This is a genomic window from Cyanobacteria bacterium FACHB-DQ100 (genome assembly GCA_014695195.1).
Classification (GTDB): Bacteria; Cyanobacteriota; Cyanobacteriia; order Leptolyngbyales; family Leptolyngbyaceae; genus Leptolyngbya.
This window is the reverse complement of sequence record JACJNW010000019.1, coordinates 19,452-44,787: the sequence shown is the minus strand read 5'-3', so window position 1 is coordinate 44,787 and position 25,336 is coordinate 19,452. Positions and strand designations below refer to the sequence as shown.

Annotated in this window: 26 protein-coding genes; 19 read left to right on the top strand and 7 right to left on the bottom strand. The window is 48.7% G+C overall.

Annotated elements, in window-relative coordinates:
- The first annotated feature begins 7 nt into the window (after nt 1–7).
- Nucleotides 8–256: a DUF4926 domain-containing protein gene (locus H6F51_05125; protein ID MBD1821879.1), complete on the top strand. Its 249-nt coding sequence runs from the start codon at nt 8–10 to the stop codon at nt 254–256.
- A gap of 373 nt (nt 257–629) precedes the next feature.
- Here the strand turns inward: H6F51_05125 and H6F51_05120 are convergent, their stop codons facing one another.
- Together H6F51_05120 and H6F51_05115 are read right to left on the bottom strand one after the other, a co-directional pair.
- Nucleotides 630–1,574 carry an SPFH/Band 7/PHB domain protein gene (locus H6F51_05120; protein ID MBD1821878.1) on the bottom strand — a complete coding sequence of 315 codons (945 nt, stop codon included), beginning with the start codon at nt 1,572–1,574 and terminating at the stop codon, nt 630–632.
- Between the two features lie 11 nt (nt 1,575–1,585).
- Nucleotides 1,586–1,996: an NfeD family protein gene (locus H6F51_05115; GenBank protein ID MBD1821877.1), complete on the bottom strand. Its 411-nt coding sequence runs from the start codon at nt 1,994–1,996 to the stop codon at nt 1,586–1,588.
- A gap of 173 nt (nt 1,997–2,169) precedes the next feature.
- Between H6F51_05115 and H6F51_05110 the strand changes: the two genes are divergently transcribed.
- The gene (locus H6F51_05110; GenBank protein MBD1821876.1) at nt 2,170–4,041 is read left to right on the top strand and encodes a protein phosphatase 2C domain-containing protein; all 1,872 of its coding nucleotides are present in this window, start codon (nt 2,170–2,172) and stop codon (nt 4,039–4,041) included.
- Nucleotides 4,042–4,141: 100 nt separating this feature from the next.
- Entirely contained in the window at nt 4,142–4,363 is a 222-nt protein-coding gene (locus H6F51_05105; GenBank protein MBD1821875.1) for a ferredoxin-thioredoxin reductase variable chain, read from the top strand.
- On the opposite strand, the gene H6F51_05100 is transcribed toward H6F51_05105, so the two are convergent.
- Nucleotides 4,360–4,584: a hypothetical protein gene (locus tag H6F51_05100; GenBank protein ID MBD1821874.1), complete on the bottom strand. Its 225-nt coding sequence runs from the start codon at nt 4,582–4,584 to the stop codon at nt 4,360–4,362. The two genes, H6F51_05105 and H6F51_05100, sit on opposite strands and share 4 nt — an antisense overlap.
- A gap of 265 nt (nt 4,585–4,849) precedes the next feature.
- Here H6F51_05100 and H6F51_05095 point away from each other — a divergent pair, with 265 nt between their 5' ends.
- The 8 genes from H6F51_05095 to H6F51_05060 all read left to right on the top strand — a co-directional run bounded on the left by H6F51_05095 (nt 4,850) and on the right by H6F51_05060 (nt 10,939).
- Nucleotides 4,850–6,199, top strand: coding sequence for a PAS domain S-box protein (locus H6F51_05095; protein MBD1821873.1), 1,350 nt, complete (start codon nt 4,850–4,852; stop codon nt 6,197–6,199).
- Nucleotides 6,200–6,297: 98 nt separating this feature from the next.
- Nucleotides 6,298–7,035, top strand: coding sequence for a DUF2993 domain-containing protein (locus H6F51_05090; GenBank protein ID MBD1821872.1), 738 nt, complete (start codon nt 6,298–6,300; stop codon nt 7,033–7,035).
- Between the two features lie 29 nt (nt 7,036–7,064).
- Complete coding sequence (locus H6F51_05085; GenBank protein MBD1821871.1) at nt 7,065–7,589, top strand: DUF2231 domain-containing protein; 525 nt, start codon at nt 7,065–7,067, stop codon at nt 7,587–7,589.
- A 128-nt stretch (nt 7,590–7,717) separates the two neighbouring features.
- Nucleotides 7,718–8,074 carry a hypothetical protein gene (locus H6F51_05080; GenBank protein ID MBD1821870.1) on the top strand — a complete coding sequence of 119 codons (357 nt, stop codon included), beginning with the start codon at nt 7,718–7,720 and terminating at the stop codon, nt 8,072–8,074.
- A gap of 69 nt (nt 8,075–8,143) precedes the next feature.
- A complete protein-coding gene (locus H6F51_05075) occupies nt 8,144–9,013 on the top strand; it encodes an SDR family oxidoreductase (GenBank protein ID MBD1821869.1) in 870 nt (289 codons plus the stop codon).
- Between the two features lie 309 nt (nt 9,014–9,322).
- Entirely contained in the window at nt 9,323–10,006 is a 684-nt protein-coding gene (locus H6F51_05070) for a hypothetical protein (GenBank protein MBD1821868.1), read from the top strand.
- 113 nt (nt 10,007–10,119) lie between these two features.
- Entirely contained in the window at nt 10,120–10,482 is a 363-nt protein-coding gene (locus H6F51_05065) for a hypothetical protein (protein MBD1821867.1), read from the top strand.
- Between the two features lie 256 nt (nt 10,483–10,738).
- Nucleotides 10,739–10,939, top strand: a complete 201-nt coding sequence (locus tag H6F51_05060; GenBank protein ID MBD1821866.1) for a hypothetical protein — start codon at nt 10,739–10,741, stop codon at nt 10,937–10,939.
- A gap of 56 nt (nt 10,940–10,995) precedes the next feature.
- Here H6F51_05060 and H6F51_05055 read toward each other — a convergent pair whose 3' ends face one another.
- Complete coding sequence (locus H6F51_05055; GenBank protein ID MBD1821865.1) at nt 10,996–11,532, bottom strand: alpha/beta hydrolase; 537 nt, start codon at nt 11,530–11,532, stop codon at nt 10,996–10,998.
- 144 nt (nt 11,533–11,676) lie between these two features.
- Between H6F51_05055 and aroC the strand changes: the two genes are divergently transcribed.
- From aroC to H6F51_05040, 3 genes are all read left to right on the top strand, one after another.
- On the top strand, nt 11,677–12,756 hold the full coding sequence (gene aroC, locus H6F51_05050; GenBank protein MBD1821864.1) for a chorismate synthase: 1,080 nt from the start codon (nt 11,677–11,679) through the stop codon (nt 12,754–12,756).
- Nucleotides 12,757–12,861: 105 nt separating this feature from the next.
- Nucleotides 12,862–14,142 (top strand): cytosine permease, encoded by a 1,281-nt coding sequence (gene codB / locus H6F51_05045; protein MBD1821863.1) that lies wholly within the window; start codon nt 12,862–12,864, stop codon nt 14,140–14,142.
- A gap of 136 nt (nt 14,143–14,278) precedes the next feature.
- Nucleotides 14,279–14,644 (top strand): hypothetical protein, encoded by a 366-nt coding sequence (locus H6F51_05040; protein MBD1821862.1) that lies wholly within the window; start codon nt 14,279–14,281, stop codon nt 14,642–14,644.
- A 173-nt stretch (nt 14,645–14,817) separates the two neighbouring features.
- On the opposite strand, the gene H6F51_05035 is transcribed toward H6F51_05040, so the two are convergent.
- Nucleotides 14,818–15,915: a DUF1822 family protein gene (locus H6F51_05035; protein MBD1821861.1), complete on the bottom strand. Its 1,098-nt coding sequence runs from the start codon at nt 15,913–15,915 to the stop codon at nt 14,818–14,820.
- A 28-nt stretch (nt 15,916–15,943) separates the two neighbouring features.
- Nucleotides 15,944–17,107, bottom strand: coding sequence for a sigma-70 family RNA polymerase sigma factor (locus H6F51_05030; GenBank protein ID MBD1821860.1), 1,164 nt, complete (start codon nt 17,105–17,107; stop codon nt 15,944–15,946).
- A gap of 284 nt (nt 17,108–17,391) precedes the next feature.
- Here H6F51_05030 and H6F51_05025 point away from each other — a divergent pair, with 284 nt between their 5' ends.
- The 4 genes from H6F51_05025 (at nt 17,392) to H6F51_05010 (ending at nt 20,955) form a co-directional block, all read left to right on the top strand.
- The gene (locus tag H6F51_05025; protein MBD1821859.1) at nt 17,392–17,850 is read left to right on the top strand and encodes a hypothetical protein; all 459 of its coding nucleotides are present in this window, start codon (nt 17,392–17,394) and stop codon (nt 17,848–17,850) included.
- A complete protein-coding gene (locus tag H6F51_05020) occupies nt 17,850–18,212 on the top strand; it encodes a VOC family protein (protein ID MBD1821858.1) in 363 nt (120 codons plus the stop codon). The genes H6F51_05025 and H6F51_05020 overlap by 1 nt, the downstream gene beginning before the upstream one ends.
- A gap of 8 nt (nt 18,213–18,220) precedes the next feature.
- A complete protein-coding gene (locus H6F51_05015; GenBank protein MBD1821857.1) occupies nt 18,221–19,501 on the top strand; it encodes a recombinase family protein in 1,281 nt (426 codons plus the stop codon).
- Nucleotides 19,502–19,605: 104 nt separating this feature from the next.
- A complete protein-coding gene (locus tag H6F51_05010; protein ID MBD1821856.1) occupies nt 19,606–20,955 on the top strand; it encodes a 1-acyl-sn-glycerol-3-phosphate acyltransferase in 1,350 nt (449 codons plus the stop codon).
- 252 nt (nt 20,956–21,207) lie between these two features.
- Here the strand turns inward: H6F51_05010 and H6F51_05005 are convergent, their stop codons facing one another.
- Entirely contained in the window at nt 21,208–23,034 is a 1,827-nt protein-coding gene (locus H6F51_05005) for a hypothetical protein (protein ID MBD1821855.1), read from the bottom strand.
- 178 nt (nt 23,035–23,212) lie between these two features.
- Here H6F51_05005 and H6F51_05000 point away from each other — a divergent pair, with 178 nt between their 5' ends.
- The gene (locus tag H6F51_05000) at nt 23,213–25,312 is read left to right on the top strand and encodes a caspase family protein (protein ID MBD1821854.1); all 2,100 of its coding nucleotides are present in this window, start codon (nt 23,213–23,215) and stop codon (nt 25,310–25,312) included.
- Nucleotides 25,313–25,336 lie beyond the last annotated feature (24 nt).

The following is a 25,336-nucleotide window of genomic DNA, read 5'->3' as shown; positions in this document are numbered from 1 at the left end:
AACAAGCATGATAAATAATACAGTTAAGTTGCTAGATGTTGTCGCTCTGGTCGTTGACCTTCCCCAATACAATTTGTGGCGTGGGCAGGTTGGTACAGTTGTTGAGACACTAGCGGAGGGTGCTGCATTTGAAGTTGAATTCAGCGATCGCAATGGGCGTACATACGAATCTTTAGGGTTGCGTCTAGAGCAAATCATGGTTTTGCACTTCGAGCCAGTACCACCCAGTGCAAAAGCTGAAATGATAACAGCGTGAGCGGTACAACAATTTAAATGCAGCTTAAATGCAGCGGACAGTTAAAAGTTACTGGTGCTGAATTCAAGGCTATCTGCCGCCGCTGATTTGAACCGTTAGCTTGCTGCTCAGTAGGTGATGGGCATCGTTATGCCTCTCAAAAACCTCGAATTCTTAAGCATCGTCAGGAAAATGCTCAAAATCTCAAAATGCAGAAAAACTCCTGGAAGCTGTCAACTGACAACAGAAAGCAGGATGAGTCATGCCCATCCCGCTGTAATCCGTAATATACGGCGAACCTCTCCTCTATTTAAGATTTAAGGGGATCAGTTTATTGCTGTTCTATCAGGACATCAACCTCAAACGAAGCGAGGTCTCCTCTACCAGAAGGTAATTAACCCTTCCCGTTTTCATCCACCATCGACAACATTCCTTGCAACGTCGCCGGAATGCTGCGCGGGTCCATAAACATCACCTTGCTGCTATCGCTCTTACCGACCGTCGTACCCATATCCAGATAACTCATCGCGAGCAGAACTTTACCTGCTTCCGCCGCACGTGCATCACCATTCAGCGCTTGCGTCACAATCTGAATTGCTTCTGCGGTCGCTTGAGCTTTCAGGACGGCTTGCTGACGTTCCGCTTGGGCTTTGAGGACGATCGCTTTTTGCTCCGCCTCAGCCGCCAAAATCGCCGCTTTCTGACGTGCTTCAGCGTCTAGCACCTGAGCCTCCGCTTTACCGCGTGCTGAGTTCACCGCCGATTCTCGTTCCCCTTCAGATGTGAGAATTGCAGCCCGTTTGCGGCGTTCTGCGGACATTTGCAGTTCCATCGATTCTTGAACCGCTTTCGACGGAACAATGTCACGCAGTTCGACACGGGTCACTTTTACACCCCAAGGATCAGTTGCCGTATCGAGTTCACGCAGCAGAATCTCGTTAATCTGCGATCGCGCCGTAAACGTTTCATCGAGTTCTAACTGTCCCATCTCAGCGCGAATTTGTGTTAGAACCAGATTCACCATTGCCGATTGCAGATTTTGCACCTTGTAATAGGCTTTCTCCATATCGACAATCCGCCAGTACACAACGGCATCTACTGTGATCGAAACGTTATCACGGGTAATGCAGCCTTGCGGCGGAATATCGAGGACTTTTTCCCGAATCGTTTCTTGAAAGGCAACACGATCGAGTCCCGGAATCACAAAATTCAGCCCAGGGGACAGCTTGCGATCGTAGCTCCCCAATCGCTCAATCAGCACCTCGTTTCCCTGCTGAATAATTTTGACGCTTGAAATCGCTCCACCGCCAACCACAAGTGCAATAAACCAACCCCACATAAAACCTCTCCTTAAAATTCTTCTGGCATCACTATCAAAGTTGTTCCCTTGCGTCCCACGACATAAACGCGCCGACCTGGGGGAATCTCAATCAGCGAGCCTTCACACTTTGCCGCCCAAGAATTCCCTTCATACCGAACGCGCCCGACTTCTCCGGGGCGAATCGCCGTGAGCGTTTCGGCTTCGGTAGCATCGAGTTTATACGAGGCGCGACGATTGACAAACCGACGAGACACCCACATCAATACGATCGACAAAATCACCCATAGCACCACTTGTGCCCCAAGCGGCAAGAGGTGAGCGACGATCCCAACTAGTAAAGCACTCAAACCCAACACAAAGGCAATAAACGCAGTCGGCAGAACGAATTCAACCAAACAGAGTCCCGCACCGACAATCAGCCAAACCATCGTAGGAGTCATAATTTCAGACCGTTTTTCATCCCAATCCAACGTGCAGCGATCGCGTACTGGAAAGTCATGCTTTAATACAAACTTCAAACCGTGAATGCAACATTCCGGCAATCTGTTGATCATCTCGGCACAGTTGGCGGTAAGATGCGTTGCGATTCGCCCCTTCATCCTAGCCTGGCACTATGAACCTAACTGGCAAACTCTTTGATCGTCCTTCCACCCTTGCCGTGAGTCGCGCTCAGCCTCAAGGGTTTCATTACGTCTGGGCAGTGGGAACGGCTGCACAGCGCAAAAAAAATGGAACGACGATCGGCGATCGCTACGAGGTCAAGACTTCCCAAATTTGGCTAGATACGCAACCGGAAAGCGATCCGCAAGTGCCGCTCCTCGCGTCAGAATTGGCACAAAACTATCTGCTGCTGTATCCGTATCGTCTGCACACTCCGGAGGTGTATGGAGTCTGCCGCGACGGGGGCGACGAGATTTTACTGCTGGAAAATGTTCCGATTGCCGAAACTGGGGAATTGCAGCCTTCCATCACCGAAGCGTGGTATCAAGGCAGCCCTACACGGCAAATTTACTGGCTGTGGCAAATTTTGGAACTGTGGACACCGCTCCAAGAGTTGGGAGTCGCTTCTAGTTTGCTTTCTCCAGATCACATTCGGGTTGAAGGCTGGCGAATTCGGTTGAGAGAATTAGTTCTAGATGAAGCCAACACCGAGGAATCGTTCCATCAGCCGACGCTGGCAAATCTGGCAGAAAGTTGGCTGATGTTGCTTTTGGATGCCAAACCTGCGATCGCAGACTCTCTACAAGCGATTTGCGCCTTGATGCAAGCGGTAGATGCTAATTATCGCGACATTTCCAGACGGTTGAATCAGCTTCTACTCGAACAGGCTGCCCAACTGCCGCTTAGAACTCAGGTGTACGGTGCAACGGATATCGGTCGTCAACCGCATAACGAAGACACCTGTTACCCGATGACTTCTAAAACTCAGACGTTTGATGACTTGTCAGCACGGTTAACGATCGTTTGTGATGGCATTGGCGGACATGAGGGCGGAGAAGTTGCCAGTCAGTTAGCTGTACAGTCGATTCAATTGCAGGTAAAAGCGCTGCTTTCGGAAATTGCGGGACAGCCAGAACCCTTGCCACCGGATTTGATTGGGGATCAGTTGGCAGCGATCGTCCGAGTCGTAAACAATCTGATCGCCGCGCAAAATGATGCCCAGAATCGCGCAGCGCGTCGGCGCATGGGCACAACGCTCGTAATGGCGCTGCAAATCCCGCAGCGGGTCACGCTACCGGGAGGAACGATCGCGAATAACGCTCACGAACTTTATATCGTCAGTGTCGGAGATAGCCGCGCTTACTGGATTACGCCGGAATACTGTCATCAGCTCACTGTCGATGATGATGTCGCGGTGCGGGAAGTTCGGATGGGTCGATCGCTGTATCGAGAAGCGCTAAAACGTCCGGATTCCGGCGCACTGACTCAGGCAATGGGAACCCGTGCCGGACATCACCTGCATCCAAGTGTGCGGCGCTTTATTCTCGAAGAAGACGGAATGCTGCTGCTGTGTTCGGATGGCATGAGCGATAACGGCTTTGTCGAGCAGTCTTGGTCAGACTATGCAGAACTGATTTTAGTGGATAAGTTCTCGATCGAAGCTGCCGTCAAGTCCTGGCTCGATTTTGCCAATCAGCGCAACGGACACGATAACGCTTCGATCGCTCTCACTCATTGCCAAGTTTCCGCCGCTTTGCCAGAAGTCCGAGTGCCCGTTTCGATGCCGTTACCGAGCGCAGAAGCTCCGGACATTCCACCCCTGATCGTGATTCCACCGACTGAAATCGTGAAGCCGAAGCGCAAGAATCGATTTGTGCTGAAAACTTTACTGGTTTTGATGTTGGGTGGGGGTGCAGCATTAGGAACTTGGTACTACCGCGATCCGATCGGAATGCAGCAGCGCGTTAAGAGCGAAGCCGGTCGAATTCAGCCGATGCTTGAATCATTGCGTCAGCGCATCAATAACGATTTGCTCAAACGATAGAGCGATCGACACGCATTATGCAAAGATTAAAAAGTTGTCTATCCTGCGGTTAGGTCGAGTAATTGTGGTGAATCTTGCGGAGAGAGGAACACTCAAGGTGATGAAAATTGGCGATCGTGTTCGGGTGAAAGAATCAGTCGTGGTGTATCACCATCCAGAACACCGCAATCAGCCGTTTGACATTCAGGGTCAAGAAGGCGAAATTATGGCGATCGTAAAAGAATGGCAAGGTCGTCCGGTGAGTGCAAATTTTCCGTATTTAGTGAAATTTGAAGGAAAATTCCGCGCTCATCTGCAAGAGTTTGAACTTGAAGCGATCTAACTTCTGCGCCGAAACCAACCGAATACATTGACATCGCCGCGCATTTTTTCAAGTTCGCGGCGATGTTGTTCTGATGCCGCAGCATACCATTCACAGTAGCGATCGTGCGCTTCACGCGACTGCACCTCTTGATAAAACTGATGCGTCGAGCGGTAAATCTCGAATAATTCTGGCTCGATGTGGACAGAGGGAAAAAACCATCGATGATTGTGAGTCGGCATGAGTCAAATCGGCGGACAGATTCTGACAATCTAGCGCATTTTACTAAACATTCCGTGATCAGTCCTCACGATAGAGTCAAGAATCTATAGGATTTGTAATGATGCAATCTAGGAGTGGCAGCCAAATCCGCCTAACGCAAACTTAAAATTTCGTAAGCTTGAGTGGCTATTACACCCCACCTATGATCAATTCAGACGGATTGCTTCTGATTTTTAGACAGCGAATTTAGATAAATCTTTTTTAGAAGACTTCGATCGTAGAGTTATGAATGAATCAAAAAATATCCGCGATCGGCAAAAACTAATACAACAATTAGAAACCGTCGATCAACAATTTAACCAACTTTACCAAGCAGCTGATAAAACACCTTCGGCTACATCAGATGCCTCATTTCCAGAGTATCTTTCTGCCCTATCAGAAGCTTTAGAAGAGCTAAAAGTCATCGAAGAAGAGATCTGTGAACAAAATCAACAACTTTCTGAGACAAGACAAGCCTTAGAAGCTGAGCAGCGGCGTTATGAAGAGCTATTTGATTTTGCTCCAGACGGATATTTGATTACCGACAAGCACGGCAAAATTCAGGAAGCAAATCGCGTTGCATGTGAGCTATTACAGATCGAGAAAAAGTATATTGTCGGGAAAGTTTTAATTAATTTTATTGCAGAAGAACATCGCAATGTTTTTCAATCCCTTTTGCTGCAACTGCAATCGATCGATCGAGTACGCGAGTGGGAGATTTCATTTGTCGCCCGTAATGGCGCGCGATTTGAAGCCGCATTAACGATCGTAGCCGTCAAGACAGAAAGTGGAGAAACGGTCGCGCTTCGCTGGTTATTGCGTGATATCACAAATCGTAAGCAAATTGAAGAGCAATTAAGAAAAATCCAATTACAAAATTTAGAGCTGATCGAATCCGATCGATTGAAAGAGCAATTCATCGCAACCATGTCTCATGAATTGCGAACCCCTTTAACTGCGATTCTTGGATTTTCTGACCTGCTACTACGGCAATTTCATCGCCAAATTCCGCCGCATCAAATGAAGTTGATCGAGCGGATTTTTGAAAATGGACGACATTTACTCAGTTTAATTGAAGATATTTTAGATTTTTCTAATCTGCGCACAAAGCAAATTGAACTTCAGCTAGCAGCCTTTGACTTGAATGAGTTAGTGACACAAACCGTTCAAGAAATGCACTCGCTAGCGGCACAAAAAAACTTATCCATTCATACCCATCTTGCTCCAAACAATCCCATTTTGATTAACGATCGTGCCCGCGTCAAACAAATTCTTGTGAATCTAATCTCAAATGCAATTAAATTCACGGATTCTGGATCGGTTTGCGTTCAAGTTCAGTCTGGAAAATACGACAGGATTCAGATCGTGGTTCAAGATACTGGCATGGGTATTGACGACTCTGAGTTCGCAACCATTTTTCAGGAATTTCGGCAAATCAATCAAACTTCAACGCGGCAGCATGGCGGCACAGGGTTAGGACTTGCCATTACCAAAGCGCTGACCGAGTTAATGGGGGGCGAAGTCTCAGTCCAGAGCAAACTTGGACTCGGTTCTACATTTACGATCGAACTGCCATCCCGCGTCTCCCGCCCCTAGAGAGAGCGAGATTACAACTTTACTCTGTCAGTGTGTAGATTTAGAAGCTTTTTGAATTGTCTAAAGTGAGGCTGATTAGACTGGCTTAGGAGCAAATCATGCCCGATTTAGATGATCAAGCGATTAGTAAAGTTGCAGAAGTAGGAATAAAAAGTCAGCTTGATGAAGTTAAAAACTTAAACGTTGAAATTGATATTGATCCCCTTAAAGTCATCGCTGGCACACTCAATTCCGTCGCGATCGCAGGCGAAGGAATGGTGATGAAGCAAGACCTCCGCATCGAGAGCATGGAGTTTAACACTGGGTCAGTTGCGGTTAATCCACTCAGCCTTGCCTTTGGAAAAATTGAGCTAACGCATCCCACCGAAGCAGAGGCGATCGTCACCTTAACAGAAGCCGATATTAACCGGGCATTTCGATCTGATTTTGTTCGTAGCAAGATGCAGGATTTGAATTTAGAAGTGCAAGTTGACAGTGAAACGGCAATCGTTGATACGGAAAAGATCAATTTTGGGCTACCCGGAGACGGCAAAGTTCGCCTGAGTACAGAAGTAGTTTTACAAAACTCACAAGAACGAAAAACAGTTGCTTTTACTGCTGTTCCAAAAATTAGCTCAGACGGGCAGCGAGTGGTACTCGAAAATGTCGAGTATCTAGACCATCAAGAATTACCCCCTGCCTTTACCGAAGCGATGCTAGATGAAGCGAAAGAACTGCTTGACCTAAAAAACTTCGAGGTCGGAGACATGTCGCTCCAGATCAAACGATTGGCTGCATTGAAAGGAAAATTAATCCTTCAGTCAGAAGCCATCGTCCATCAGTTTCCGTCATCTTAGAAGCTAGATTACTCTAACAGGAGAACACCATGTCTAGAACCACTCCAAATATTCCGCTATTGATTGAATCGGATGAGGCAGAATTGCGCGATAGTGGCGTTCCCAGTACCGTTCATGTCGCCAAGCACCCGCTGCACCCGCTGATTGTCACCTTTCCGATCGCGCTGTTAACCAGTACGCTGCTCACCGATGGCGCTTACTGGCTGACCAGTGATGCTTTCTGGGCGCGTGCTTCTTTCTGGCTCCTGATTGGTGGCTTAATCTCAGGTTTGGTTGCTGCGGCAACAGGCATGAGTGATTTTCTGCGAATTCAACGAGTGCGCGAACACAGTGCAGGCTGGGCGCACATGGTTGGCAATATTGCAGCACTGGCATTATCGGCAGCAAACTTGTGGCTTCGTTGGGGCAATCAAACGGGCGCAATTTTGCCGACTGGCATCATTATTTCAGTGCTTGTTGCAGCCACTTTAGGCATTACCGGATGGTATGGCGCTGAGTTAATTTATCGGCACAAAGTTGCAGTCATTGGAGTTGGACCGAAAGGACGACCCTAATCAATTCAGTTGATTTATGCAAATGGACTTCACGCTTTTGGACGATTAATTAACTCATACATTTGAAGGAGGTAGTTACTGCCTCTTTTTTTTACTTTTATATCAGATAGAGTTCAATTTTTTACTTTATGAATAACGACTCAAAACCTGCTGACAATAGTGGTGAAATTAATCAACCGATGACTCCTCAAGAAGTCGATCCTAAACAGAAATTAGCGCAGTTAAAAGAGCTTGAAAAAGGTGGTTTGACGGCAAATCCTGGCGATCGCATCGATGAATCGATGTCGCTCGAAGAAAAAGCACAACAAGTTGCAGTTGATGCCCCTGACATTACAGGCGACCATATTACCGTTCCGACCTACTTCGTGGTTGACACGCCCGAAGGTGAAAAGAAAGCGCTGCACCACGTCAAAGATGCTGAGGAAATCTCTGACATGATTCGGATGGCTCGTCTGGACGAGAACGGCAATCAGGTTTGGCGGTAGTTTTTCACATTGGGTGATCCTCTCAGGATTGCCCAAGCCGCCAATGTGCAATACCACAGGAGGATCACAATGGTACAAGCCTCAGAGAAGCAACCAACACAGCCCGCTCAACAGCAAGACCAGCAACCGGGGCGCGAATCCCAAATGAATCCACTGCCTCGGAGCCAGGATTCTAAATACAAAGGCAGCGACAAGTTACTGGATAAAGTCGCACTAATTACAGGTGGTGATAGTGGAATTGGTCGCGCTGTTGCAATTTTATTTGCCAAAGAAGGCGCAGATGTCGCAATTTCCTATCTGAACGAACATGAAGATGCCAAGGAAACTGTTCGCCTAGTTGAACAAGAGGGTCGTCGCTGTATTGCGCTTCCGGGGGACATTGGTGAAGAAGCGGTTTGTCAACAAGCGGTACAAAAGACGATCGCGGAATTCGGTCATCTTGAGATTTTGGTGAATAATGCGGCGGAGCAACATCCGCAAGAAACGATCGAAAATATTACCGCAGAGCAGCTAGAGCGCACCTTCCGCACCAATATTTTCAGCATGTTTTTCATGACAAAGGCAGCCCTGCCGCACCTGAAAGCGGGAAGCGCAATCATCAACACAACTTCTGTAACGGCATATCAGGGGAGTCCCTCGCTGCTTGATTACTCTTCGACTAAGGGCGCGATCGTGGCGTTTACGCGATCGTTATCTCAATCGCTGGTTGAGAAAGAAATTCGCGTGAACGGGGTTGCGCCAGGCCCAATTTGGACACCCTTGATTCCGTCTACCTTCCCACCGGAAAAGGTCGAATCGTTCGGTCAGCAAGTACCGATGCAACGAGCGGGACAACCAGAAGAAGTGGCACCCAGCTACGTATTTTTGGCATCGGATGATTCGAGTTACATGTCGGGTCAAATTCTGCATCCAAACGGCGGCAACGTTGTCAACGGATAACGCAACGCTAAATTAATGCTAGGAAAAAAGTAATTGGTAATAAGTTGTCTGCTTGTTGCTGATTACTTTTTTCATAGCTATATCTCTAGAAATCTAGATAATGTTTCAGAAGATGTCTCTTAAGTATTAATTGTACCGAATTGAAACTATTGCTACAGCTTTAATCAAAAGCATTTCATAAATTAATTATTAACTGACCCTTTTGTTTAAACCTTTTAACTAACATCAATTTTTTACTGTTTGCATCGAAGAGTAGCTTCTATGGTGCGATCGCAGTATCCTTAGAAAAATAATAACTTTTGTTAAGAAATGAACTGGAGAATTCTACTTGAGCCGGAATGGTTCAGCTTCACCTCACCCTTACTGAGAAGAAAGCGATCGGCGTTTGAAATCGAAGATTTACCAGGGCTGTGGCGAGTTCACTGGCAATTAGGCGAAAAAACCGTTTTATCCACGTTTTACACCCGCATCGACCAAGCCTGTCTCTTATGGGGAATAATCTCGACTTTGATTTTCTCGATCGCTCAGTTTTGGATGGTGGATTGGCAACTGCAAGCAGTGCTGTGGACAGGGTTGACGATCGTAGGCACGATCGCAATGCTCAGGCTTTCCCGGCACTGGCGCACGATTAAACCGCTCAACGATGTCATCAACGCTTGGGTGTTTCTGATGGTGCTTGGAGTGGTGCTGACCGATTTAGGAGTTTTTTTGGGCTGGGGCTATATTCTGCTGAATCTATGCCCACTCTGGCTTGTGATCGATGGCGTGGGCTATCTTTACACCGGCGTAAAAATGCAGTCGCGTGCTTTCGCTTTTATTGGCTTATTAAATCTGGCAGGGCTGACTGTCTTGCCGATCGTGAGCGAGTGGCAGTTTCTCGCGACGGGATTAATTACGGGCATCAGTACGCTGCTGCTGGCAGAACTTCAGTGGGATTCTGGCGATGTCTGCGCCCACTTAAAGAGCCTCCAATCGCAGGAGTCAGATTTTTGAATGTTTCTTAAGGAGTATTTTCTATTTCCAGACTGTCGCATAAGATACAGAATATATTTAAGTTGCTCATCCGGTTTAGAGCAAGTCAGTTAGATAAAATTCTGAGTTTTCTTATGCGCCACTCCCGTTTTGCTCAATCTTATCAATATTCTGCTCCGAGCATCGAAGTCACCGAAGCAGAAATGCAGGATTGCCGCGCTCCCAAAGGCTGGACTTGTCAGACGATCGCTGAGATGAATATTCCTCGTGCAGACTGGTCGGAAGCACCGCGACCCCGCAGTACAGTACAACCCCTGCAAGCTCCGACGAAATTCCGGCGGTTGAGTCTTGTGCGGCGATCGCCCTCGGTAAGCGATGCTCACCGCATCACGATTCAGCGCAACGTGACCCGTCGAATGCAGGCGGCAAAAGAGCGCGGCGATGAGAAGCTATTACGCGCTCTAGAGGCAGAATTGCGAGAGATGGTCTCTGCATAAGCGCGATTCAAGGTTTGTAGGTGAAGGTTAGCAGGTGGCGTGACTCAAAGGTTGCGCCACCTTTCTTGTTCCTTTTCTTGTACGTTTCTTTGAGCCAGTGAAACTACGATCAGTATTAATCAGTATTAAAATGTTTTCCGTAACACAGACACTACAAATAACTAAGCTATGCTGAAGTACAAGGCAGACTTTGTTAGACTATTGCTTCTGCTCTCAGCCTGAACGGTCTGCTTGCTCTCTCACACCAAGGTATCTCATGGCAAATTCTCCCTTTTCGGCAAATCCGACCGACCCAGCTCACCTCAGTGATTCTCAAATGTGGGAAAGTCTGAAGCTTGCGATCTCAGAAAGTTCGGGGTTCCAGCGGTGGCAGCTCGATCGCAGCCTCCAGGAGATCGATTTAGATGCGCTGGTACATCAATATTTGCGCGAAACGCTTGAGACCTTAGCGTATTAACAGGCTTTTATCTCGGTTAAAGCAGTCGATCCGGTTGTAGATCGACTGCTTTGTTTTTAGCGCAGAATCCGTTCTAGCGGACGTAAGCGATCGGCGAACTCGTTCAACTGTCGATATGTTCCTTCAATCCGATCACCATCGAGAACCACGTCTTCCGTTGGATAGTTTTGCAGAATTTCAATAATTGAAATCGCTCCGTCTCCGCTAGCAGACAGCACTAAAGCAGCCCGTAGCGCTTGGCGTTCAGCTCCACCTTTTGAGGTCTGAATTCCCTGCCCCAATTGATCGAGAACCCCATTTCCAATCGGGCTATTGAGAACGCGATCGAGCAAAACTAGGTTGACCTTGATTGGTCGAGTCAAGGTTTGTTGAACCGCTTGAGGATTCTGACGCGAGAGCCGAAGATAAGTTTTCAAATCCCTGGAAGCCTCGCCGGTTCTAGCAAACTGAGCCAGTTCTTCAACCGAAACTGACTCGCGCAGAATTTTGTATTTGAGCACAACTCGCTTTGCCGCGATCGCTGGAGAACTCGCGACCAAAAGCGCAATCCCGATTCCTAGACATGATGCAATTGATTTTTTTAAGTAAGACATCACAAATAACGCATTAGACTCTTTCTATTACAGACGACCCTAAAGCCTCAAAGATGCACAACCCCAAAGAATCTATCTTGCGATAGGCTGTTTTCCGGTACGATCGAAACCTTAAGCAATTAATGGATCAACCAATAGATCAACATGGGCAGTACGTTTGGACATTTATTTCGCATTAGCACCTTTGGGGAATCACACGGCGGCGGTGTCGGTGTCGTAATCGATGGATGCCCACCGTTGATCGAGCTATCTGCAGAAGAAATTCAAGTCGAACTCGATCGCCGTCGTCCCGGTCAAAGCAAAATTACGACTCCGCGAAATGAAGCCGATCAGTGTGAAATTCTCTCAGGCATCGTAGATGGCAAAACGCTGGGCACGCCGATCGCGATTCTGGTACGCAACAAAGACCAGCGATCGCAAGACTATAGCGATATGGCAGTGAAGTATCGTCCCTCTCATGCCGACGCAACTTACGATGCGAAGTATGGCATTCGAGCGGTGGCAGGTGGCGGACGATCGTCGGCGCGAGAAACGATCGGACGAGTCGCAGCAGGCGCGATCGCTAAGAAAGTGCTTCAGCAATCCGGCATTGAAATTGTTGGGTACGTTAAGCGGATTAAAGATCTCGAAGCTGCGATCGATCCGAACTTGGTCACACTAGAGCAAGTTGAAAGCAACATTGTGCGCTGTCCAGATCAAGACTGTGCAGAACGAATGATTGATCTGATTCAGCAAGTCGGGGGGCAGGGAGATTCGATCGGCGGCGTGGTCGAGTGCGTCGCGCGTGGCGTTCCGATGGGATTGGGTGAGCCTGTGTTTGACAAGCTAGAGGCAGACTTAGCAAAAGCAGTGATGTCTCTGCCCGCGACGAAGGGATTTGAGATTGGTTCGGGATTTGCCGGAACGCTGATGACCGGAAGCGAACACAATGACGAGTTCTACACCGATGAAGCAGGCAAAATTCGCACCGCGACGAATCGATCGGGCGGAGTACAAGGCGGAATCTCAAACGGAGAAAATATCGTCATTCGTGTAGCATTCAAACCGACCGCAACTATCCGCAAGGAACAGAAGACCGTGACCAATACCGGGGAAGCCGTAACGTTAGCAGCGAAAGGTAGACACGACCCCTGTGTGTTGCCGCGTGCGGTTCCGATGGTTGAAGCGATGGTTGCCCTCGTGCTATGCGATCACTTTTTAAGACAGCGCGGGCAGTGTGGTTAGCGGAAAGCCTGCTTTCTACCGCAACGTTTTGCGGTAACGTCTAATACCCTAAGATTTGCCTAAGTATTGCAGAATATCGGGAATCTTTACTAGGCGAATTCTCGTATGAGTCTTATTGGTGAATCACAAGTCCCTGATCGCTCACAGGCGAATCAGGACTATCCATTGTCTGCCGTGCCCCTGTCCGATCGTAAACCGATCTGGTCGTTGGCTCCTTTATTAATGGGGTTTGCGCTGACTTCGACGACGCTGCTTGCAGGGGGCAAACTCGGATCATCGCTACGCTTTGCGGATATGCTCTGGGTGATGGTCATCGGGAATGTGGCACTAGGGTCGTACTGTGCTGCAATCGCCTATATTGCGGCAAAAAGCGGGTTGAGTACCGTGCTGATGGCGCGATTTAGCTTCGGGGCGATCGGGTCGCGCTGGGTCGATTTTATTTTGGGTTTTACCCAAATCGGTTGGTATGCGGTGACGAATGCGTTTATTGCAGATGCGTTGTTAAAGTTGCTGAATCTGCCAGAATCGCTAGAGTGGTTTGCGATCGCGTTTTTCACCTATGCGTTCTGTGTGACAGCTTATCTGGGGTATACGGCAATGGACTGGTTAAGCCGATTAGCCGTCCCCGCCATGCTCGTTCTGATTGCCTTGAGTCTGTCGATCGGGTTTCGAGACGCAGGCAATCTGTTTGCTTTAGTTCCAACTCAGTCGATTGGCTTTACAGAAGCGATCGCCGTTGTGATTGCAACCTTTATCTCTGGTGGAACTCAGGCAACAAACTGGAGCCGCTACGCAGATTCAACCAAGAATGCAGTCTGGAGTACCTTGTCTGCGTTTATGTTGATCAATGGCTTGCTCATCTTCGCGGGTGCATTCTGTACCTTGGTGTACGGTACCAATGATTTGATCGAAGCGATGGCAAAACAAGGATTGCTGCTGGGTGGATTAATTCTACTGATCCTGAACGTCTGGACAACTCAGGACAACACAATCTATGCGTTTTCGATCGCCGGCAGTAACTTTTTCCGTACTTCAAAGCGAACCGCTTTTGTGTTGGGGGGGTCAACCTTCGCATTGATTCTTGCGCTAGGTGGAATCTACGGACAGATGATTCCGTTTCTGCTCTTTCTAGGAACGGTGATTCCTCCAGTGGGAGGCATTATCATGGCGGATTATTGGTTTTCCCGTAAGGGAAGTTTCCCATCGCTCGAATCACCGCTCCCTGCGTTTAATTGGGCAGGTGTGATTGCGTATGGGGTCGCGGCTGCGATTGCCCAGTTCTCTAGTGCAACAGGGTTTGGGATTGCGCCAATTAACGGAGTGGTTTCGGCAGCAGTGCTGTATGTGATTTTGAGTCGGGTTTTGCCGAGTTCACTTCGAGCTTAGAGTGAGACGGACGATCGTTAAGAGCGATCGTCCTTGCAGCAGGTTCGCTAAAACTCGCCATAATAAAAGCAGCCAGCGAAGCACGATCGGGCTAAATTCGCTGTATTCTCAAGAAGCGTTTTAGGGATGAACCATTGTGGCTGCGAAAGGAGAACCAGTTTCTAAAGGCTTTGCCGTTGGGCTTCAGATTTGGCTATTGTTCCTGATTAGCTTTTACGGGCTTGGCTACCCCGCATTATTTAGCATCTTATTAGGCGCGCTTGGGGGGCTGGCAAGCGGGTTTATTGTCGATTGGTGGTTGACAAAAGACGAGAACATTGAACCCCGCAAGCGCCGATCAGATGAAGGTGTCGAGCAACAGACGCGATCGCGCAAACGCCAGCGTCCCAATTCTGCTTTAAATCATCGCAAACGCCGTCGAGAGCGCGAACCTGTGACGCTGAAAACGGTGGCGAATTTTTTCCAGCGTCCGCAACCCGCAAATCGTGATGAGGACAGTTAGAACAGCCGAGAACCGAGAACCGACTAATCTATTCTTCTAGGTTAGGTAGTATTCTCAGGTTCGTGGGCTATGATTTGCTGAAAACGGTATCGCCTCGTGCACGATCGAGTATCTAGGTCGTTTGTAGGGCTTGAGCCTCAGCCTCACCTCGCTGAGAATGCATGGCAGCCGTGTTAAAACTGGAGAATTTCTCGATCGTACTGGGCTGCGATTGGTTCGGTTTCCCAGACAATCCCTTCTCCGGGTTCTAAGGCAACGTCGATCGACAAGGATTCTACTGCTGTTGGTGCGATCGCCTCATTGCCTTCAAAGGGCTGTAAATCCTCGGTTAACAAGCGCAGCTTAAATCCGCCCGGAATCATTCCGCCCGGTAGCGTATTGCTTAGCTCAAACCGCCACGACTCGTCAGGCTGTGGCACCACGCGCAATTCATAGGATTGTCCGGCAATTTCTAGCAACCGAGACAGCGCCACTGTGGGAGTCTCAAGTTCGGTGCTGCGGGCTGCGGCGTAGCTTGGCTGAAGTTCAACCCGCTCCCATCCAAAGAGATTCGTTATTCCGGAGAGATTCGTTATTCCGGTTTGCAGCCATTCTAGAATCGAAGGCTGAATTGCTAAACCCTGCCGGGATTGATATAAACGTTGTCGCCAGCCGCCATGCTCCATCAACACGCCCCACAATGGGAACGGAATCGCTAGGCGAGGAATGAGAATATTGGGATTGCTCAAGCGATCGATCAAATTATTCGCATGCTCGATCGACATCGCAGGTAATGGCGCGACTTCGGCTCGAAGAACCGGGGCGCATAGCTCGGAAGTGAGCCAGAGAATTTCGGGATTGCTGAGTTGATCGGCGGTGAGGCTGTAGGTGCGATCGCTCCCCTCGAATCTGCCCTGAGTTTTGATCGTGTGATGGGTGGCGTAGCCCCAAATGCTGACTCGTCCTTCGTCGGGTTCAACCTGTGCCGCGAGGTAATAGTCGCCTGCCCAAACGGGTAAATCGATCCACTCTTGGGGAATGCGGAGTTCGTCGTGGTCGATCGCTTCAGTTGGAATCACGACGAATCGAAAGCCGTTAACGGTGAAAGCTGTTCCGGTGACGAATGCCCAGATGCTTTGGCGGGCGCTGGTGTTGAGTGAGAGCCGCACATTTGATGATTCTGCCTCAAACCAAGGAAGCAGCGCTGTGAGAGAAAGCTGATTGAGATAAGCAGTCCAGTTGGGCTGCTGGAGTTGGACGGTATCGGTGTCAAGAAAAAGATCGAAGGACATACATTTTAGGGATTGTTAGGGATTGCGCTTAGGGAATGTAGTGGGATTGCAGCCAGTCTTCGAGAACTGCGCTCATGGTTTGAAGTAGGGCAGGGGTGAGGGAAATATGCAGCGTAGTTTGGCTCCAAGCGGCAAGGGATTTTAGTAGGAGTTCTTTGGCTTTGGTAAGCCGACGAGAAATCGTGTATTGCTTGATATTGAGGCGGGTTGCCATTTGCTGCTGGGTGCAGCGTTCTGCGTAGTAGAGGTGCAAGATCGATCGCAGTTCTGCATCAAGTTCAGCGATCGCAATTTCGAGGACTTGGTTAATTTGCGATCGTTGGTCTTGCCGTTCTTCTAGTTCTTCTTCAGCGATTAGATCAGAAATCAAAGATTCTCGCGGACTTTCGGGCACATCGTCTAGCAATTCACCGGAATCGTATCCGGGTTTGGGCGTGTTGATGGAAACGACTGAGGGGTTGAGATAGTTTCGGGCTGAGTTTGCACAAGCGACAAGCCATTTCTCGATCGCCGGAGATGAGGCTTCCGGGAGAGATTCGCGCTCTTCGTTGTAAAGATGAGCGATCGCGCTCCAGGTTTGCTCATCTGGGCGCGGGAGTTTGCGCGTAGAAGCGTTTTGGGGTGGAGTGTAGAGTGTTTTGAAACAGTTCCACGCGAGGATGTAGGATGCGATCACTCCTGATGATAATCCTGCATTCTCAAGTGACTCGATTAAGCGTTTTTGACTGACTTTTCTCAGTAATGCCCAGTTTGTGCAAATATCAATTTCTTGGCGTTGGCGCAGCGTGTCTCGGATTGTGCTTGAGAAAATCGCGCTGGCATAGTTTTGCAGATTAAATCCGTGTTGTGGATTAAAGTTCTGTAAGATTTTCTCAACTTTGACGATCGCAACTTGAAAGCAGTCCGGTAGCGTGTATTGCACCGCCGCAAAGCTCAGCAACATTTTGTGCGCTGACCAGTAGCAGGTTTCTTGTAGATATGCGGTGAGATGATCGATCGACACGCGATCGCAGGATTCTCGCCAGAATTTGTACCAATACAATGCCCAAAACTCTGACGATCCGGAGGCTGTCTCCATCCGTTTTTGCATACTGCGTCGCAACCGAGCATCGATCGCCCAAGTGGTTGCTCGATCGCCTTCAAACTGCAAAAAAGTGGAAAACGTTTCTAAAGTTTCGTGACGCGATCGCATAAGCCTGCATAACTCGCTGAAGTAATTCCTACTGAACTGATGTGAGAGCGATCGCTGCGTTTGTGGATTCGGGTTAGCCCCCTAAATCCCCCATTCTGGGGGACTTTGAAGATTAGAAGGTCTCTTCAAGTCGGGGGAATTCCTCTTCTCTTAGTCCCTCACTCGTGGGGGATTTAGGGGGCAAAAAGCCGACCCAATCGCAGCGAAAATCCACGATTACTAGATCTTTTAACTCAGATCGATCGCCTTAATCCGCTTCATTTAATTTCTAAAAGGATTCCGTTATGAAACGTAAACTAATGGTTCTACTGATGACGACTGCGGCGCTGATTCCCGCTGCTGTTAAAGCACAGGAATATGGCATTCCTCAGAATTTATTAATTGAACAATTCAGCCAGTCCTCAACCGACAGCCAAATTGTGATTCGGGTGAGAAAAGCGGGAGACCGTTCCAACCTTTGTGGCTCGGAGATTCGCCGCGCTGGAGCCTTACCCGGAGATGGCTTTGATTTTCCGCGTCCGGGAGGAACGAGCAGCCGCGATGATTTTCCGCAGCCGGGTCGCTCAAATTATTTTCAGTTGCCGACAGGCACAAGAAATCCTGACATTATTGGCTGCGTCGATCGCGCCCGCAATATTCTATTTGTCAATATTTTTAAGACAGCAGAGCAACCGTCTGCTAAATCGGAACCCGCGCCCTATAATCCGTATAATAATCCCCCTTACTTCAACCGAGCGCAATGATTCAATTGACGCAATTTCTACACGCTGCGATCGTTGTTTCTGACTTAGAGAAATCCGAGCATTTCTATGGCACGGTGTTGGGGTTGCAAAAGGTTGAGCGCGTCTTGAAGTTTCCGGGGGCTTGGTACGAAATTGGATCGTTTCAGATTCATCTGATTGCAGATTCGAGCCGGGCGACGGAAGTTTTGAATGCTGAAAAGTGGGGAAGAAATCGGCACTTAGCATTCTCGGTGGCAAATTTGGAAGCCGCGAAACAGCAGTTAATTGCTCATCATTGCGAATTTCAAATGAGCGCATCGGGTCGGGCTGCATTGTTTGTCAAAGATCCTGATCACAATATTGTTGAACTGGGAGAAGCATAATCTCTAACATGAAAGTGATTGCCTATCTCTACAGCGATCCTCTACTGGAAGAAACGCCAAATACAACGCTGTGGGAACAGAAGATTGATCAGATCTATCAGGATTTTGCGGGTGAGACGGTCGATCGCGCTCAATTCAATCAACTGCTTCGGGATTGCGAAACTGAAACGGTGCAATTACTGATTCGACGACTTGAAGATCTGGGAAGTTCGATTGCAGAGATTCGCGATCGGTTAACTCAACTCGAATCCCTTAATGTTGAAGTGATTTCTGTTGAATCAGACGAGTTATCAGCGGCGACATTACAACAATTACAGGAGCTACAACACAATCAGAAAAGCCGAAGAATCCGCCAAGGTCATGCCCGTAACCGCATCAAAACCCTTGCGCCACCCGGAAAAGCCCCTTACGGATATCGGCGCAGTCGCAACCGATATATTCTCGATCGCGCCACTGCTCCTGTGGTTAAAGAATTCTTTGATCATTTCTTGCTGTATGGTTCTTTACGGGGTGCAGTTCGATTTTTAGAAAAGAAATACGCCAAAAAAATTTCCGTCTCCACGGGGCAGCGCTGGCTCACCAATCCGGTGTATCGAGGCGATTTAGAATACCAAACCGGTGAAACGATTCCCGATACGCATCCCGCAATTTTGTCGCGCGACGAAGCCGCCCAAATCGATCGCTTACTCCGACGCAACCGCCGATTGCCTGCTCGAACTGCCAGCGCTCCTCGATCGCTGGCGGGGCTTGTCACCTGTGGCGATTGTCAATCTGGCATGACCGTAACGCGAGTGACATCGCACAAAAAAGGCAAAAAAGAATATTTATATCTACGCCCGATGCAATGTCCTAAACAATGTAAAGGAATTGCCTACGAAGAAATTTTGCAATGCACGATCGATCGGATTTGTGAAGACTTACCCCGCGCAGTTTCAGAAATGGGAACCCCAGATATTGATGCAATTAAATCGAACATTCAAGGCGTGATCGGGCAAAAGCAAGCCATCTTAAATCAAATCCCATCACTGACTGAAACCGGAATTCTAGATGCGGAAACCGCAGAACTGCGATCGTACAAACTTCGGAGCGAGATTGCGGAACTACAAAATAAAGTGTCTCAGCTACCGCCCGTGAATTTGAAGGCGATCGCGCAAACGGTTTCGATTCCGCAATTTTGGCTGGATCTATCCGAGGCAGAACGCCGATTTTACTTTCGCGAATTTATTCGTCAAATCGAATTGATCCGCACTGAAACCGGATGGAAATTGAAGTTGAATTTCATTTTTTGAGCCGCTTTTCAATCTGTAACGCGAGTGTGATCAACTGAAAAAACCGCCTCTAAGATACAAGCATCGCTTGTGTTTATATCTTGTTTTTGTAGGAGCTTCCGATCGTGCCGCACCCGCGTCAATTCGTCCAGCCACCTTTAGAATTCATCCCGCCTGACCTCGATCGCAACATCCTGCGCGTGGCACGATTGATCCTTCCAGTGTGGATGCGTCGCAAAACCTCGATCGCCAAAATCGATGCGGTGAACGTCGAACAGCTTGCAGAACTGTATCAGCAATTCCAAGCTGGAAAGATCCGGCTATTGCTGGCGTTTCGGCATCCCAGTGCAGACGATCCGTTTTGCTTGATGTATCTGGTTCACTATCTTTTACCGCGAACGGCACGCCAAACAGGAATTCGGCTCCAATCTCCCACTCACGCCCACTTTATGTACGATCGCGGCATTCCTTTGTGGGCGGGTGCTCACATCGGCTGGATGTACTCTAAACTCGGCGGCACTCCTATTCATCGGGGCAAGCTCGATCGTGTCGGATTAAAATCCGCCCGCGATCTCTTAACAAATGGACAATTCCCGCTAATGGCAGCCCCAGAAGGCGCAACCAACGGACATAACGAGATTGTTAGCCCGCTCGAACCCGGTATCGCGCAAATGGCTTTTTGGTGCGTTGAGGACTTGCAGAAAGCCGATCGCTCAGAACAAGTTGTGATTGTTCCAATTGGAATTCAATACCACTATGTGAAACAAGATTGGAAACCTGTAGATCAGCTTTTGAAATCGCTAGAAGCAGACACAGGAATTAAGCCGAATACCTCAGATCGTTATGCGAGATTGTACGCGATCTCAGAACATATGCTAACGGTCATGGAATCATTCTACAGAAGGTTTTATCACCAGGATTTACCCTCCGTTGAAAACGCTGAACCGAATGCAAGACTGGCACTCCGGCTTGAGATTTTACTCGATGCCGCTTTGACGGTGGCAGAACAGTATTTTAACTTGCAAACAAAAGGCAATGTGATCGATCGCTGTCGTCGGCTAGAGCAGGCAGCTTGGGATCTCATCTTCCGCGAAGATCTCAAACTGGGCGAAATTCCTCCGGTCGATCGCGGACTTGCCGATCGCGTTGCTGAAGAAGCGAGCTTAAGAATTTGGCATATGCGACTGGTTGAAAGTTTTGTTGCTGTGACCGGAAAATATGTGCTGGAAAAACCGTCGCTCGATCGCTTTGCCGAAACCACGCTGCTGTTGTGGGATATGATTACGCGGATTAAAGGCGGCAATGCGTTTAAGCGACCCAGGTTAGGGAAACAATCGGTTTTAATGACTATTGGCGAGCCGATTTCAGTTAGCGATCGGGCTGCTGTTTATCAAAGCAGTCGTCGTGCAGCTAAACAAGCGGTTGCTGATTTAACTCAAGATTTGCAAATTGCAATGGAAAAAATGATCCTGTGATCAAGCAGAGCAAAGAAACTTACTCAGTGTTTTTTTTTGAACTGCGATCGTGTCGCTCCTACGATCGCAGTTCATACCAAATTGATTTTTGAGTGCGACAGATCTTGGAAGCCCCCTAAATCCCCCACTCGTGGGGGACTTCAAGCCAAATCTGTTTCGGATTCTCAAAGTCCCCCAGTATGGGGGATTTAGGGGGCGAAGGATCTGTCGCATCAACAAATTGATTCGGTATCAACCCTAATTTGTTCAGCCCTAATTCGTTCTCTGTTCTTCTTCAGCGGTACGTTTTGGTTTGCCACCCGAATTGCGAACATTCACCAACTTACCGAGTAAATCAAACCAAAACGGCGCACCCATCGCGATCGCAAGTCCGCTCACTGCCCAGCCTGCAATCATTTGCAGCAGACCCAGCAGGAGGTTCAGCGGATTTGAAGCAGCAACAGATTGCTGGGACGTGAAACAACGGTTATAAACATCATTCCAGGCTGCGGCAGTTCCAGAAACGGTCTGACAGCCCAGTTGCCGCGTTAGATTAGCTGGACTCCAGCCGATCGGAAACGGAATGTCTTGCAGCGCTTGATCAGTTGCGGCTTTTAGCTCATTAAGCTGTGCTTGAGTAATCACCGGATTTTGAGCGTTCTGAGTTGTCACTTGAGCAGCACGATTCGTAATGACGCGTCGTAGACTGTCATCACCTGCTAAGCGACTGGAGATATGAAATGTATCAGAATTTGTCGTCGTCGCTAGGGCAAGACCGAGTATAAGCGCGACCCCTTTTGCGTTGCGTTTATACACTCCAGAAGCGCGAGACATCGATCGATCGAACCAAGTCGCAACCTCATCGCGAAACTGATTAATCTCGTTTTCTGTTCTCTGCACCCGCGTTTGTGCCCGTCGCGCCAAAATTGACATACTTTCCTTCACTGTATCCGGCAGACGGCTCAGTCCATCGCGAATCTTTTTATAAGACTGATACTCTGTATACATCTTCTGCTCTTCCGGGGTGAGATCCTTCACTGCATTTGAGAGAAAGATCTGCTGGAGGTCATAGTCTAAGTCTTCAAATTTCGTCGGTTGATCCAGAGCATTCGGATCAAGCCCCAGGCGGTAATCTTCGATCTGAGACCGGAGTGAAGCATTCACCTGAGCCTCGATCGGGCGAGCTTGATTGGCAATGCGATCGTAAGCAGCAGCGACTTCTTGATGCGTCGTGGTACCTTGATTGACGAGTTCTGCAATCTCGGCAATGCTCGGTCTCAATCCGCCAGCGAGGACGGCGCGATCGTTGTTTTGACCAAATAGGCTTGATTTATAAGACTGCAATCGCCGCACATACAGCTTAGTGTCAGAAAAGCTTTGATCTAAGTTGGAGCAAGCAGCGATGTAAGCATCTAATCCTTCTCCGAGTCGCGCAATGCTCGTTTCGAGATCGGCTTGTCCAGATTGATAAGCTTTGAGGATGTGATCGTAATCTTCAACCAGCAAGCGGAAGTTTTGATCGGCACTCAGGCTCGGTTGATTTGACTTGGCAGCGATTTCTCGAATTGCGCCGCGCTCCCAGCCATCCTTAAAGGTGTCATCCGAGGGCAATTCCACTTCTCCATACTGATTCACCCAATAATGCCCCGCAATGCGATCGACAAATTTCTCAAATCGCACTGCTGAGAGCTTATCGACCATTGAATTCACACCCAAACGCTCGATCAGCGAAGTTGCGAAAGTCTCCGGGGCGATGTAGGACGGGCCTGTTGCTTGATTGCCAAACGCTCCAGGTCGATTTCCGGGAACCAGGGCGCGAGTAATTTTCCGAAACCCTTGCGCCATTACGCCTTTTGCTTCTTGATTGACATTCTTGAGCAGAGGATCATCATACAATTGGGCCACTAAATCCCGAACGCGCTGTTCTTCTGGGGAATGAATGCCGCCTCCAAGCAGCACCTCGATCGAGTCTCTTAAGTGTTTGGCTCGCCATTGCAGCACTGTTGCGATTAGCTCTTGTATCTCTGATGCCAACAAACTCAAAATTAGATAGGTAAACACCAATCCGATCGCAATCTCTAAAACAAAAGGTAAACCCATTGATGATTCTCCCTGACACCGATTAAACGGCTTACATGATACACCTGACCTTGCAGTGTATCGGCTTATTCTCAGTACAGCAAAAGATCGAAGCAAAACGTAAGCGATCCAGATCGATGCGGGTTCCGAGAAGAATCTCAACCTGCTACTCTGAAAAAGAGAGGCGCGGGATCAGGGCATGAAACGTCGATCGCTATTGCAAGCAGCCGGAATCTTTTGCGGAGCCTGGGGAGTCGATCAACTCTTACTCGGTCGTGCGGCTAGAGTTTTGGCACAGCCCACGCCGCGCAAACTCGCGCTCTTGGTTGGGATTAACCAATATCGCAATTCATCGTTAAATGGTTGTTTAACCGATTTGGAATTGCAAAGGGAACTGTTAATTCATCGCTTTGGGTTTCATCCCAGTGATATCGTGGTTCTCACAAACCAGAAAGCCACGCGATCGCAAATCGAAACGCATTTCATAGAGCATTTGACTCGACAAGCGCAACCCGATGATGTGGTTGTGTTTCACTTTAGCGGATTTGGCAGCTTACAAAAACTGGGTACGACCGCAGATGATATTCAGCCTGTTTTGCTAACGGTAGATGATCCAAAAGAAGACGCGATCGCCAACGCGCTTTCTCAAGACACCTTATTGTTATTGCTGCGATCGCTTGCAACTTCACAAGTCACAACGGTTCTGGATGCAGGATACCTTTATCCTGGCTATTCACAGCGCGGTAACTTAAAGCTGCGATCGCGCCCCAGTGACCCAGCTTCTCAACTGATCGCCGCAGAACTGGAATTCCAAGAAACGCTGCTTGCCAGTACCGGACTCGATCGCACTCAAGCGCGGGTGAGATGGCGATCGGGACAACTGCCCGGAGTCGTTCTCTCGGCTGCAACAGATCAGCAGTTGACAGCAGAATCGCTGTGGAATGGGTTTACTGCAGGATTGTTTACTTATGCGCTGACGCAACAATTGTGGCAAGCAACATCCGAAACCACTTTGCGGATTAGCCTGCAACAAGCTTCGGAACTGATTGCGAAGCGGGTGGATAGCAGGCAACAGCCAATATTAATAGGGCAAAAAAACCGCGATCGTCCCCTTAAACCTTTCCACATTGCCGCGATTCAACCACCCGCAGATGGGGTGATCAAGGAGATCGATGATAAGCTAGTGCAACTCTGGCTGGGAGGACTACCGCCACAAGTGTTAGAAGCGTATAGTCCGGGTGCGGTGCTGCGGGTCGAAACGGACGATCGTCCCCTGTTACAAATTGCTGAGCGTAATGGATTGGTTGCAAAAGCGCGATTGCTAACCGAATCAGCAAATTTACAGATTGGGCAACGAGTCCGAGAAAGAATCCGCACCTTTGCCAAGGATGTCAAATTAGCGATCGCAATCGATGCCGCTTTGAATCGGGTTGAGCGGGTGGATGCGGTGAGTGCGCTGTCTGGATTGCCAAGAGTATCAGCCGCGATCGCGGGAGAACAAGCGGCAGACTATCTATTCAGCAAAGTTGAGGAAACGACTCAAGTGGCAGCGCTGACTTCTGATGCGATGAAAGGCACGATTCCACCTGCGGGGTATGGCTTATTTTCGCAAGGACGGGACGCGATCGTAGGCACATCGGGTGAATCGGGTGAAGCCATAAAGTTAGCGGTTCGCCGCCTTGCACCACGACTGCAAACGCTTTTAGGGGCGAAGCTGCTGAGCTTAACCACAAATTCTACGGTTTCTGAGTTGGCAGTGCGGGCATCGCTTGAGGTCAACGATGTTAAGGTAGCAGCGCAACACACCGAGCGATCGTCTGCGGCAACGGTTGTGCCTGCAGATGGAAAAGTTCTTGCGCTTCCTGTCGGAACTCCGATTCGGCTACGGATTGAAAATGGAGAGTTGAGTCCGATTCATTTTTTGGTGTTGGGGCTTGATCACCAAGGAGCAGGTATTCTGTTAAATCCGATGCAGAATGGACAGGCGCAAACGTCGATCGCACCGAGCGAAACCGCGATCGTTCCGCAGTCTCTTACAGATTGGATTATTCAAGCTCCCTCTGGACTCGCTGAAATTTATCTAGTTTGCAGTCGCGTTCCGTTTCAGCAAGCGCAGGCAGTACTCGGTTCAGGAACAGGATTTGTGCGCTCTTTGCCTAACTTTCTTGAGGTTGCACAAGCAGTTTTACAAGATCTTCATTGTGCAAGCGGCACATCCTCCTGGATTAACGCTTCTGAGCTTTTTGCGCTCGATGTCAGTGTTTGGGCAACGTTTTGCTTTTCTTACCAAGTAGTTTGAGGGCAATAATTAAACGGCTTTAAA